This is a genomic window from Shewanella kaireitica, assembly GCF_023284045.1.
Classification (GTDB): Bacteria; Pseudomonadota; Gammaproteobacteria; order Enterobacterales; family Shewanellaceae; genus Shewanella; species Shewanella kaireitica.
In genome coordinates, this window is record NZ_JAKIKQ010000002.1 from 114,197 (window position 1) to 126,735 (window position 12,539).

General features: G+C 41.9%; 12 protein-coding genes. 6 read left to right on the forward strand and 6 right to left on the reverse strand.

Annotated features, from left to right (window positions below; translation table 11 throughout):
• Positions 1 to 6: 6 nt before the first annotated feature.
• Together L2730_RS03095 and L2730_RS03100 are read right to left on the reverse strand one after the other, a co-directional pair.
• Positions 7 to 603, reverse strand: coding sequence for an HAD family hydrolase (locus L2730_RS03095; protein WP_248973256.1), 597 nt, complete (start codon positions 601 to 603; stop codon positions 7 to 9).
• 113 nt (positions 604 to 716) lie between these two features.
• Positions 717 to 2,186 carry a carbon starvation CstA family protein gene (locus L2730_RS03100; protein ID WP_248973257.1) on the reverse strand — a complete coding sequence of 490 codons (1,470 nt, stop codon included), beginning with the start codon at positions 2,184 to 2,186 and terminating at the stop codon, positions 717 to 719.
• Between the two features lie 586 nt (positions 2,187 to 2,772).
• Between L2730_RS03100 and L2730_RS03105 the strand changes: the two genes are divergently transcribed.
• Complete coding sequence (locus L2730_RS03105; RefSeq protein ID WP_248973258.1) at positions 2,773 to 3,183, forward strand: hypothetical protein; 411 nt, start codon at positions 2,773 to 2,775, stop codon at positions 3,181 to 3,183.
• 19 nt (positions 3,184 to 3,202) lie between these two features.
• Here the strand turns inward: L2730_RS03105 and L2730_RS03110 are convergent, their stop codons facing one another.
• The 4 genes from L2730_RS03110 to L2730_RS03125 form a co-directional block, all read right to left on the reverse strand.
• Positions 3,203 to 4,243: a hypothetical protein gene (locus L2730_RS03110; protein WP_248973259.1), complete on the reverse strand. Its 1,041-nt coding sequence runs from the start codon at positions 4,241 to 4,243 to the stop codon at positions 3,203 to 3,205.
• A gap of 229 nt (positions 4,244 to 4,472) precedes the next feature.
• A complete protein-coding gene (locus tag L2730_RS03115) occupies positions 4,473 to 5,663 on the reverse strand; it encodes an alginate export family protein (RefSeq protein ID WP_248973260.1) in 1,191 nt (396 codons plus the stop codon).
• A 314-nt stretch (positions 5,664 to 5,977) separates the two neighbouring features.
• The gene (locus tag L2730_RS03120; RefSeq protein ID WP_248973261.1) at positions 5,978 to 6,841 is read right to left on the reverse strand and encodes a nuclear transport factor 2 family protein; all 864 of its coding nucleotides are present in this window, start codon (positions 6,839 to 6,841) and stop codon (positions 5,978 to 5,980) included.
• Positions 6,842 to 6,936: 95 nt separating this feature from the next.
• Positions 6,937 to 7,842, reverse strand: coding sequence for an AraC family transcriptional regulator (locus tag L2730_RS03125; protein WP_248973262.1), 906 nt, complete (start codon positions 7,840 to 7,842; stop codon positions 6,937 to 6,939).
• A gap of 220 nt (positions 7,843 to 8,062) precedes the next feature.
• Between L2730_RS03125 and L2730_RS03130 the strand changes: the two genes are divergently transcribed.
• From L2730_RS03130 to L2730_RS03150, 5 genes are all read left to right on the forward strand, one after another.
• The gene (locus tag L2730_RS03130) at positions 8,063 to 8,302 is read left to right on the forward strand and encodes an HP1242/YdcH family protein (RefSeq protein WP_248973263.1); all 240 of its coding nucleotides are present in this window, start codon (positions 8,063 to 8,065) and stop codon (positions 8,300 to 8,302) included.
• Between the two features lie 184 nt (positions 8,303 to 8,486).
• Positions 8,487 to 9,377 (forward strand): prohibitin family protein, encoded by an 891-nt coding sequence (locus L2730_RS03135; RefSeq protein WP_248973264.1) that lies wholly within the window; start codon positions 8,487 to 8,489, stop codon positions 9,375 to 9,377.
• A 621-nt stretch (positions 9,378 to 9,998) separates the two neighbouring features.
• Positions 9,999 to 10,289 (forward strand): putative quinol monooxygenase, encoded by a 291-nt coding sequence (locus L2730_RS03140; RefSeq protein ID WP_248973265.1) that lies wholly within the window; start codon positions 9,999 to 10,001, stop codon positions 10,287 to 10,289.
• Positions 10,290 to 10,356: 67 nt separating this feature from the next.
• Positions 10,357 to 11,013 (forward strand): nitroreductase family protein, encoded by a 657-nt coding sequence (locus tag L2730_RS03145; RefSeq protein WP_248973266.1) that lies wholly within the window; start codon positions 10,357 to 10,359, stop codon positions 11,011 to 11,013.
• Positions 11,014 to 11,384: 371 nt separating this feature from the next.
• A complete protein-coding gene (locus tag L2730_RS03150; protein WP_248973267.1) occupies positions 11,385 to 12,449 on the forward strand; it encodes a PepSY-associated TM helix domain-containing protein in 1,065 nt (354 codons plus the stop codon).
• Positions 12,450 to 12,539: the final 90 nt, after the last annotated feature.

Genomic DNA, 12,539 nt, shown 5'->3' on the forward strand with positions numbered 1-12,539 from the left:
TTAGAATCAAAACGACACTTTTACCCCATTCATATGTGGGTGTTCTGCGAGGGCTAACATAGCGAAATCCTCATGGGTGTCGCCGTAGGCAAAGACTTCACTATAATCGGTTAAACAAAACTGTTGCTGTACTTTGATTGCTTTCATCTCACAACTGCAATCCCCAGCCTGATAGTGACCAGTGTAGCGGCCCTGCTCTACGGCCATTTGACTGCAGATTAACCTTATCCCGATAGATTCACACCAAGGCTGTAAGTAAAGGTCGAGAGATGCCGACACCAATACCACCTCAGTACCGTCTTCTTGATGCTTTTCGAGCACTGATAGCATCTCAGCTCGCAGGCATTTGGGAATAGTCTCCTGCGCGTATTGCTTACCAAGTGCGGTAACCGTTTTTATGTCTCGCCCTACAAAAGCGCAATAGCTCACTAGTGGCCGGAGCTTACGTGCAGGGATAATGCCTAGCCGGTAAAGTATGTATAACGGAGAAAGGAAAATAGAGCCAAGAAACAAACGTATAGGAGTGGCCGAATAAAGGATAAATCGAGTGTACATATCATGATGGGTTAGTGTGCCATCAAAATCAAATAGGGCTAACTTCAAACAGTGCTCCTTTTAACTCGCGAGAGTTACTCATTAACTTTATCTGGTTTAACCATTGATATCCACCCACTAAAAAGGGCTGCAAAGCAGCCCTTTTTCAGGTAAAAGTTACCCTATGACTCAGCAACAACTTTACGTTTCTGATGGGCTAGTATCAGTCCAATTAAGCAGATAACACCAACTGCAATACCCACTGGCTGGCTCATCTCTTGTGGCAATCCAAGGCCTATACCTGCGGTCATAATGTAAGACACTGTCACACAGGTACCAATGATGGCTGGTAAGCTCACTATCCAATGGAAAGTTCCGCGATCAAACAGATACTTAGTTGCCAACCACAATACACTGGTCGATAACAACATATTTGAGAATGCAAAGTAGCGCCAGATCAATGAGAAATCAATTTTAGTCATGAAGTACGCAATGATTAGAATTGGAATGGCTAACAATAGGCGGTTACGCATACTTTGCGGGATCTTAAACGCATCAGTAATAGTGAGTCGCAAAGAACGGAATGCTGTATCACCTGAGGTAATCGGGAAAATCGCCACTGCGATAATCGCCATGATACCACCAGCAACCCCAAGGTAAGTTGTGGCAACTTGGTTTACAACTAAACCTGGGCCGCCCGCATCAAGAATGCTCTTAAGCTCTACATAGCCGCCCGGGAATGCTGCGATACCAGCCAAAGCCCATACACACGCTACGATGCCTTCAGACATCATCGCACCATAATAAACCGGGCGAACGTATTTCTCGTTAGTTAAACAACGCGCCATAATTGGTGCTTGAGTAGAGTGGAAACCACTGATCGCACCACATGTAATGGTCACAAATAGTAGCGGCCATACAGGTAAACCATCAGGATTTGGCGCTAATAGGTCATTGTTATAATGGCTGTGATCGAAATAAGCGAAGATATCCCCTACTTCAGGCAGCTGTGGAGCGCTGAATAACAGTCCAATAGCGATAGAGACTGTCATAACAATCATCAATAAACCAAACAACGGATACAGTTTAGTGATGATTTTGTCAATAGGAAGCATGGTCGCAAAAAAGTAGTAACCAAGGATAACCAATACCCAGAAGGTATTATTGGCGAGAATCGTTCCTTCAAAGTAATCCAAGCTACTTAGCAGTCCAGCAGGGCTCATAATAAATACCACCCCGACAAAAAACAGCAACATCGCAGTGAAAATCAGCATGACGCCTTTGAAGTAGATATTGAAATAGTGCCCTGCAATTTCTGGCAGGCTCTTACCATCCTCTTTAATGCTCAATACACCAGAGAAGTAATCGTGTACTGCGCCACCAATAATGTTACCCAATACAATCCAAACTAACGCTATTGGGCCATATAGTGCACCTAAGATAGGACCAAAGATTGGCCCAACACCAGCAACATTAAGAAACTGAATGAGATAAGCTTTAACCGGATGAACTTTCACATAGTCCACACCATCATCAAAACGTGTTTGAGGGGTTTTTGCTTTAGGATCAATGCCAGCTTGTTTCTCTACAAAAGGGCTGTAGAACTTATAAGCGAGCAATAATAATCCGATGCAAATAAAGAAAATAAGCATGTTTTGTTAATCCGTATTTTGTAGGGTAATTATTGTTATCCAAGTGTCAGCCACATCGATCCTTCGGTCAAGTAACAAAGTGTTATACCAAGGTAGGGTTCGCATCATTGCTTTTTTAAAGTAGAGAGATTTTACAGCTTGGCTACAAGCGGAGAATATTACCGACGTCTAATTAACAAATCCTGCAAAAACGAAGAGTTAGTATGTGTTCAACTCCTTTCCAGCCGCTTCGATAATGATTTAGTTATGCCAATGATATGGATTGAATCAACGATGTTATCGTTAGAAAAATAATCGAACAAAAAAACAGCTGAGATTACTATTTAACAATCAGGCTCACTTCCCTACGCTAACGAGTAGCATTTATGTAGCAACCTCTATTATAAATTCAACATAACTCAAGCTCATTGAATAGGCCCTATAGGTTGAGACAATTCCCTCAATGAACACAGCCATCAGGGCTAGCTCTGCAATTGAGCGAAGACTATATCGCTTTCATCATACCTCGTCTCAATAAGGCATTTCGCTATCCATAAAAATAGGATAGATTGAGTTGTATCCATCGTAATAGAGAATGTATAAACAGATGAAACAAAAGAGCATATTAGTAAAAAGCTACTTTGCTAAAATTGAAACTGATAAGCGGCAGCAGATGTGGGAAGCAAAACCCAAGACCACTGAGTGGGAATATTCTAGCTGCAAAGTGGATTCACAAAGGCTTAATGACGATCTGCAGCAAGCTATTGAGTCTCTTAACGCACAAGGTTTCAAAGTGGTGCAAATCACCCCCATCACCTCTGGCGACTTCCACTTTAGCGACCACTTAAGCGATCCACATCTATTGGGCAGTGGAGTCACCACCGAGGGCGGCTACGGTTACGGGTTTTCCTACACAGATAGCTTAGTTATTTTGGCTGAACAGGTAGCGTCTGAAACTGAAACATTCCCTACAGAAGAGCCTATGATTATTTCTGACGAGGTGATTGTCGTTGATTAACCCGAATTGAGATTAGGTGTTAAACGTTCTGAAATAAGAACTCTAGTGTAAATGTAATAATGACTTGGTGAATACGCTCAGAGACAGCATCTTCTTTGCTCCAGTTATATTCAGGGGTCACTGAGTAAAATAACCAATCTCGGGCAAAGTTCTGTCGATAAGTAAAACCTACACTCGCATTTTGAATGTAGTAGTAAGGCTCATCGACACTGTGTATTGCCCCTTGGTAACTAATCGCCTGAGTGTTACTAATATATTGATAAAGCTGCACGCTTGATCCCAACTCCCAACCATTTCCGCGGTTCTCGTATTGCGCAGCCCCACTCCAGCGCAGCAGGAAAGTCTCATTAAATGAGTGCTCGACATCCAAGCCACTAGACTGTCCTGTAACCTTTTTTTCTTGATAGAGTTTTTGGGTAAAGCGGGCAATGGTATTATCTGAAAACGGATAGGCGTAACGCCACCTAGCTTCAACCTTTGGCTTTAAATTGGCTTGAATATTAAAACTGCTTCGCCCTTTGGCATACCAGTCATAACGCAAACCAACTTCGCGTTCTCGATCTGTATTTGGCGCTTTCGATGCCGCAAAGAGATCATCCTCCTCCGTCGAACCTAAAATAAGTTTAAGACGTTTATTAACACCTGGAAGATTTAGGCGAGCCTTGAAGTTAGCTCTGTATTTAAAACTTTCTTTCTCATAAAACGAAAAGTCATTGTACCAACGAATGACTGTGCCAGCTCGCGCATCCTCTTCTATACGATCGTCAACAAAGAAGCTATCGAACCAAATCGCGGGCTGGCAAAATTTGGTATTAAGGTAATCAAATGCTCGATCAATTGCCTGGTGTTGTTGCGAGATACTATGACAGGGGTCATCATCTTCCACCTCTACTTGAGGGCTTGCAGTTGGCTGTTTAGTACCTACTACCTCAGTCTGCTCATCAGAGGGCTGTGTTGATGCCTTTTGTCGCTCAGACGACTGTTCTGCGGCGAATACTGGTACCAATGCCAATAAGCTAACAATAAGAACTGCGACAACGGTTTGGGATGGAGACGACAAGCAATTCGCTCACTGATAAAGGGTGTTGCCCAATAGTAACACTAGCCACATTTAGGCTACAGTGATTTAACTAAAAACAAAGTTTGTAGCGACACAGCTTCGACCCGTGTTTTTAAAACGAAAAAAAGCAGGAATAAAATAATTTTCCTGCTTAGAAGGGAGCGTTTGCAGCAAACGAGTTGGGGGTAATTGCACCGCTTACACTCGTTGCCGCATTAACTAGAAGTGCTTAGTATTTTGCTTGGAAGGTTAACCAAAGCTTATCGGTATCATTTGAGAAGCTGTAACCTTCATCTGCACCACTAAAGCTTGCGTATTTAACGCCTAAGCTGTAGTGCTTCGCAAATGGATAAGTGGCTGCAACGCCCCACTCTTTACCCATATCGATATCGCCAAAATCAGAATCGAACTTGTGATATTTAGCCAGTAACTTTAAGCCCGCGACTTTAGCAGTCAAAATAACATGAGCGTCAACAAGACCATTTTCCCAGTTACCTTTACCGCCAAATAGGAACTTATCTGTCCAACCGTTAAAAGCGTGCAGTGTGGCTAGCGGAGTGATAAAGCCAGCTTTACCATCGTCAGAACCTAGCACTTCGTAACCCGCTTTGAAGCCAAAGGCATCAAGATTAATACCTGCGCCTAACTTGTAGTAACTTGCACTGTAGCTAACAGGGTTATCACCCGCTTCAGATTGCTGTGCAAACTCAGCTTCGTAGCTCAATTTAAGTGCATCTAGTTTGATATCACCCGTTGCACGAACACCGTATGTATTGGTAGAAAATGCGGCGACATCTAAATTATCAATTAAATAGCCATAACCGGTAATCTTGGCGAAATCTAAACCTGAATAGTTAATGTTAACTAGGTTCGTTTCGTTTTCATGCTCTTCTTTACCTGAGCCTTCAGGGAAGATACGGTTAACCTCAGCGACATACGCATAGTAAGCCGTTAACCCTTCGATGGCGGTATTCTTTACCGAAAACGCATCATAAGTTTGTTCATTCTGACGGAATCCTACACCACCAACAAAACGTTGGTTATCGAGCAAAATGCGTTGACGACCAAATTTAGCTAATGTTTCAGCAGGACCTTTATAACCAATAAAACCTTGGTTAATTTGGGTGTACGCGTAATCTGCAATTAGCGGCTCATTTTCTGTTGAGCGAACGTCATCAATTTCCGCTACTGCGAACAAATTATAGATATCACCAGTTTGGTAATTTAAACGGGTGCGTAGAGTCGTTTGGTTCTCTTGATCAACATTGGCAACATCGACATCTTCATAGCGAAGACGGAATTGGACTTTAACTTTTGAGTCATCTATAAACGCTTTTTTAAGCGGATCAACGGTGTCGGCAGCGACAGCGCTAGAAGCTAAACTTGCAAGTACGGCTAACGTTAGGGCATGGACTTTCATTTATTGTAATCCTTTTGTTTCATCATTCTCACAAAAGGTTATAAAGCTGAAAACGGTTTGAAAACTTGATCTAGAACAATGTTACCAAATGATTACAACCTTGTATCCATAACTGTGAGCAAGATCATTAACACCTACTAATTTAGGAGTACCTACAAATAGGTATCTATTTCATTTTTCTTAAATTTATATTTCTAATTCAGATAAATATAAAGCAGGTAAAAAATGGTTTCGCGTTAAAAATACAGCAGAAAGTACATAAAAGTGAAGATAACTCCGACACACTTCCCGCTTATTTATTACATTACAACCAACTATAAATTACCAAACTTCCCATTATTATTCTTCCACTGCTCTTTGGGTAAGATCGTTTCCATCACATCCCAATGCTCAGCTATTTTGCCATTCTCGATACGAAATAGGTCGTAATAAGAGGTCGGTTCGCCTGCAAATTTACCTTCGCTGATTGCTAGCACAAAATTACCCTCGCCCAAAATCTTGTAGGTCTTATAGTACTCCATAGCGATCCCATGTTGCGCCATCGCCTCAATGGCATTGCCCAATCCCGATAAACCATCAGCAATAGCGCTATTATGTTGCAGGTAGTTATCGCCATCGAAGTACTGTGCCAGCTTGTCATACTCTGCATTGACTAGGATAGTCTGCACAAAATCGGCAACCAAGTCTTTGTTTTGCTCTGTTTTTTCAAGATCGACCACCTCTGTTGTACCGTCCAGCTGAGTTCTATCACTCGGGTTGGCTGTTGCGGCCTTTTCGGCTAAGTTATCCCAATGCTCGACAATTTGGCCATTATCAAACCGGAACAGATCAAAGCCCACTTTCGGACCAAAGAAATTATAATCGGTATGGGTAAAGACATAGTCGCCATCCTCAAACGCCCTTATCACACTGACTTTAGCACTCCCTTTAGGCAGAGCTTGTAACACCTCACCAAAACCAGCTAGGCCATCGGCGACGGCTAAGTTGTGCTGGGTATAACTGCTGGCATTAACGTAGGAGATTGCTTTATTGTCACCGGTTTCGATTGCATTTAGCAGCGCTACAGCTTTCGCTTTATTTGAAATATTCATCTTAGACTCCGATTCAGTAGAAAAATTTGCACAGCCGCTTAATAAGCTTGTGCCAAGCAACAGTGAGACAAGTAATGGTTTGTTCATCTTGTATCCCTAACAATTGAATTCGGAGCCATTGTAAGGAAACCTCTGTAACCAAAGCAGGTAAAACCAAGCAGAAAAGAGGTAAATATCGAACCTTAGGCAGTATTTTTAAATTGATTCGGCGTCATGAGGGTATGCTTCTTAAAGTACTTAATAAAATTAGTTGGCTCATCAAAACCCAAATGATCAGAAAGTTGCTGAACCTGCATATGTTCAATCGACAATCGTCTCTTAGCTTCTAATATGGTAAAAGCATCTATTAACTGCTTAGCAGTGCGGTTAGTCGCCATCTTACAAACTTTGTTCAGTGTCTTATAGGTTGTACCTATCTGCAGCGCCAATGCGTTAGCGTCACGAGTTTGGGTATAGGCAATACTAAGAGCAAGAGTAAAGCGCTCAAAACATTGTATTTGAGACGGTGTCATATGGTGGTGATAAATATCTGGCCTGGATTCACTCACTTTGGTCAGTAGAGCGGCAAACAATACTTGCAGATAACTAACATTTGGCTCACATAGCTCATATTCACTAATAATAAGCGTCATCAAACTCATTAGTGCGTTTTCTTGCGCGACAGATAAGCTGAAATGCTGCAAGTAAGAAGTCACCAGATGAGTGGGGGCAAATATTTTAACATCTATCGCTGTAGCGACTCGATCTAAGTACTCATCAGTAAAGATAACCACCTTTCCTTCAGGTTGGTTAGTCGTATCAAAAGCATGAACTTGCCCTTTATTAACGAGCACAACGCTACCTTTTTCTACAGCAATGGAATTGAAATCAACGAAATGTTCACCTGCAGAACCCGTAAAAAAGATCAGATTGTGAAAATCGATACGATGCGGCTTACTAATAAAGCTAACCTCTCCTGCTGCAACTTTGCCGTACAAGGTTGCAAGTTCTACAACCTCAAAGCCGACATTGGGCAGTTTAGTGTCTCTAAAGCTAATTTCAGGAACCTGGCTATCCATATCTATCTCACCCACATTGCTCTGCAACATGCAGTATACCGAAAGAGTTTTGCTTTAATACCCTAAAATTACGCGCACAGAATAAAGCATGCCACATAAAAACACCCAAAGCGCTGTTGGAACTTAAGCGGGTAATACGCTAATTAAAAACAGCGATAAAGCACAATGCAATATCTTGAAATTCATCTGGCTTTTAGCTTTAATTAACCCGTTAAATCATATTCATTAATATCTAATTTAAGGGGTTTTTATGTTAGGCGAAGATCATTCTCTGCTCCATGAGTTTCCTGAGTACCAAGCAGTCATTACCAAGCTTTGTCAAAGTGATAGTGCATTTACCAAAGATGCGAAACATTACGATGCATTAGATAAAGAGATCCGAGAACTAGAGCTCAACGGCGCACCAATAGATGACGACGCGATGCATCAGCTCAAACATGATCGCGCAGAGTTAAAGGATTCGCTGTATAAGCGATTATCGAACCAGTGAGACTTAACCTATAACAAGCTTACTAATCAAACTTGATGATAAAGGCTAAACTGCAAATGATTAGCCTTTTATCATGGTAAAAAAGCCAAGTAATCAACACTTCCACAACTAAATAAATACAATTGTTTCACCCCATTAAATAACCTGCTATCTTTGCCGCGCATATTTAGAAAGGATACCAAACATGTCGCTGCAAAAATCATCACCACTTTCATTTTTAAAATCAATTTCAATAGCAAAAATTCTGCCAATACTGCTGATTATCATCGCCTTATTTAACTCTTACTTTATTGTTATCGAGGGTCATGTCGGTGTGGTAAAGCGCTTTGGTGAAGCCAAAGGCCAACAAAATCCAGGTTTACACTTTAAAATCCCATTTATCGAAACTGTCGAGTTAATCGAAGTACGTACCCGCAAGAATGCCGAGAAAATGGCATCAAGCACTAAAGAGCAGATGCCAGTGACTATTGAGGTTTCTGTTAACTGGACCGTCAACAAAGAAGCCGCGCTTGATCTGTTTAAGCGTTATGGTGGTTTAACTCAGTTTGAGCAACGCATTCTTGACCCACGTTTTCGCTCAGCAACTAAAGACACCATCCCTCAATTTGAAGCAGAGCAGCTCATTCAAGACCGAGCTAGTGCAATTCAAGGCATTGAACGCCGTCTGGCTGAAGAGATGGAAGGCTTCCCGGTGGTGGTTGATAATATCCAGATTGAAAATATAGTTTTACCGCAAAAGTACATCAACTCCATTGAAATAAAGCAAACAGAGAAGAACTTGGCCGCCGCAGAAGAACACAAGCTTGAGCGTCAACGCCTAGAAGCGCTTCGAGCGGTAAACACAGCCGATGCAGAAGCTAAAGGGATACTAAAAATTGCAGAGGCTGAAGCACAGTCAATATTGCTAAAAGGTAAAGCTGAGGCACAAGCGATTGAAGCTAAAGCCAAAGCACTAAAAAGTAACCCGCTAATTGTAAAACTTACTGAAGCACAGGCATGGGATGGCAAGCTGCCGAGCACCATGATGGGTGACGGTGTGATGCCAATAATGGATATAAGAGGCGATAGTAAATAAAACTATTCAGTATCAACTCTGCTTATCGTACAACGGGGCCTTATGGCCCCGTTTTTATTTCGAATATGCGATCAATTCCAAACCAGTCCATTAGACCCGCTAGCAGCCTGCTTCGTTTCACAGCAATTTTTTAAAAAGTGAGGCTGCACCGATAATCGTCTCTAACACCGTTCGTTGGGCTAGTGGTTTTATTGCAGATAAGCTTTTGCAATTTTAAGGAGGGTAGCGGCAATATTAACAAGCTCAAAAGACCCCTGTGCCCATTATGCTTCACAAATAACTATAGCGCTGGACGCTGCTGAGAATGCTATAAGCTATAGAGCAAATTTCAATAGATCGGACTAAGCTTATTTACCTGGTAAATAGACTCTTAAAGCTATAGCAAAACGCTATCATTTTGGTCATACCGTGATTGATGCGAATGACGACTGCAATATTATTGCGATTAACCTTTTACAGTAATAACTAACATCACTGCCACTTACCATTATCAATTTTTAATTGATAATAATTCAAAAGTTAAACTGTTTTTGTTTTGAATGCTTAGCGCTAATATGCCCCCATAGTCGAACACGTAACAAATTCGATGCCGAGATTAGATTTGAATCACAGGAGTTCAGCATGACCAAGCTCACCGTTGTAGCTAATATAATAGCCAATGAGGACAGTATTGATTTCGTCAAAGCAGAGTTAATCAAGCTTATTGAGGTGACTCGTGCAGAAGCGGGTTGCATTAACTATGACCTGCACCAAGATAATGAAAATCCAGCTCACTTCGTATTTTATGAAAACTGGCAAAGTCGTGAACACCTTCAGACTCATCTGGCTAATAGCCATATAGCAGATTACGTTGCAGCCACCGAAGGTCGAGTGGAACTGTTTACGATCAATGAAATGACACACATAGCCTAATACACTTTAGCCTAATTCCCCCAATTTTTAGTGGTGCTAGCTCCCTAGTATCATAAAGGACACAAACATGACACACCCAATTATTACTGACTTAGAAAACCGTTACACAGCAAAGAGATATGACTCATCAAAACGCGTTCCTCAGGCCGAACTTGATGTAATTTATGAGGCTATGCGTTTATCCGCTTCATCAATTAACTCTCAGCCTTGGAAGTTCATTGTGATTGAGAGCGATGCAGCTAAGCAACGTATGCACGACACATTTGCTAATAAATTCCAGTTTAATCAGCCGCACGTGAAATCTGCATCGCACATTATTTTGTTTGCTCACAACCCACATTACACTCGCGATGATTACGCTAAAGTGGTCGATAAAGGTATTGAAGATGGCCGCACTAAACCGGAAGAGCGAGAGCAAGCTTTTGGTGGCTTTGCTTTTGCAGAAATCAATACTGATGAGACTGGTAACACTGCAACTTGGACTAAATCTCAAACTTACTTAGCTTTGGGTAACACTTTGCACGTATTAGCCCGCCTTGGTATCGACTCCACCACAATGGAAGGCGTAGACAGTGAGCTTATCGGTGAGAATTTTAAAGATGAGCTAGACGGTTATGTTTGTGAAGTGGCACTTGCTATTGGTTACCACCATGCTGATGAAGACTACAATGCAGCACTGCCAAAATCACGCCTGAGCGCTGAAGCAGTGATGACGGTTATCTAGTCATCACATCTCCATAGAAGTTGAAGCTGCCGAACTAAGAGGCACAGAGCTTCTATAACACAACATTGATTGTAGTTATTCTTGCAATCAATGTTGTGTTTAACACGGCCTAGCCCACCGTAAAGAATCACTATATTATCCGCCAAATAACAGCAACGGCTAGCAATCATTTAAACTGCTAACTAGGTCACGCTCCTTTACACTTCTTTAATTGAATTCAATATTGAGACTCATTACCATTCTCAGCTTCAATGCTTACTCGCCAAGCTTATTGGCTTGGTCAAAAAATATGTTTAATCAATAAACAGTAAGCGATTAGCCGTAGTTGTCTTGCGCTTATATTTTGCCAAGACCGATTTGAGATCTTAACAATGAATGTCGTTCCCGCTTTAAAATGGTTCCACAATTGGGTTGGTTTTTTTATTAGCATTACCATGTTACTTGTATTAACAACAGGGGTTTACCTTGGCGGCGCAGATATGCTTAAACGCCTTGATGACAAAGGGCAGCAATACGCGCCACTGTCCGTTGAACGCAAAGCTGAGGTGACAACGACCCTATTTGAACGATACCCAGAAATAAGCACGGTTCGCTTTCCAACCGAGCACACTCCCTATATTCAAGCGGGTGCCCGTGGAACCACTATCGCATTAGACAGTGAGCTTAATGAGCTATCGGTAAATAAATTTTCAGAGTCGCCGGTGTATAGCACCGTATTCTGGTTACACAGAAACTTCTTAATGGGGGATTTTGGTAAGTACCTCAATGCTTGGGCATCAATGATTGGCGCGGTCATCACCTTAGTAGGGATCTATCTATGGTGGAGAGTGCGTAAAGGCTTTCGTTTAAAGCAGAGCCTGCCAAAAGATACTCGCTCAAGTAGCTTGTTAAAAAGCCACATTCAACTCGGATTGTTTATCTCTGTGCCTCTATTCGTTTTGTGTTTAAGTGGCTTTTTAATCACTTATAAAGGTTTGTGGTTCGGTGCATTACAATCAACCTCCAACATCGAAGTCAGCTACCCCAAAAGCCAGACAAGTGATTGGCAAAGCCAGTTACAAACGGCGCAGAAACTATGGCCAGAGTCGCAGCTGGTAGCAGTGAGCGAAGCGCGCGCTAAAAAGCCAAAAGCTGGCGAGCCTGCGGTAGCACCTAGCTACAACATTCAATTCGATAGCCATAGCGATGTATGGTTACGTAATGCAGACAGGATCACCATAAACCATGCTCAAGGCACCATTCAATCTGCTTTGAAACACAGTGACAGGCCACTTTCTGGCAGAGTGGCAAGTTTTGTAAGACCGCTGCACGATGCGCTTAACATGCCTTTTAGTTACGTAGTCTTTATCACAGCGGTGTCATTGGTTGGCTGCATAATCCTAATGTTTAGTGCGCTAACCTTCTATCGTCGTATATTTAAGAAAAAGCCTAAGTAACTGCAATCAATATATCAACGACAAATTGCTAGCGTTGCAACTAACGCTAGCAAACTTCACACCGTGATTTATCTCCTACAACAGCCAACT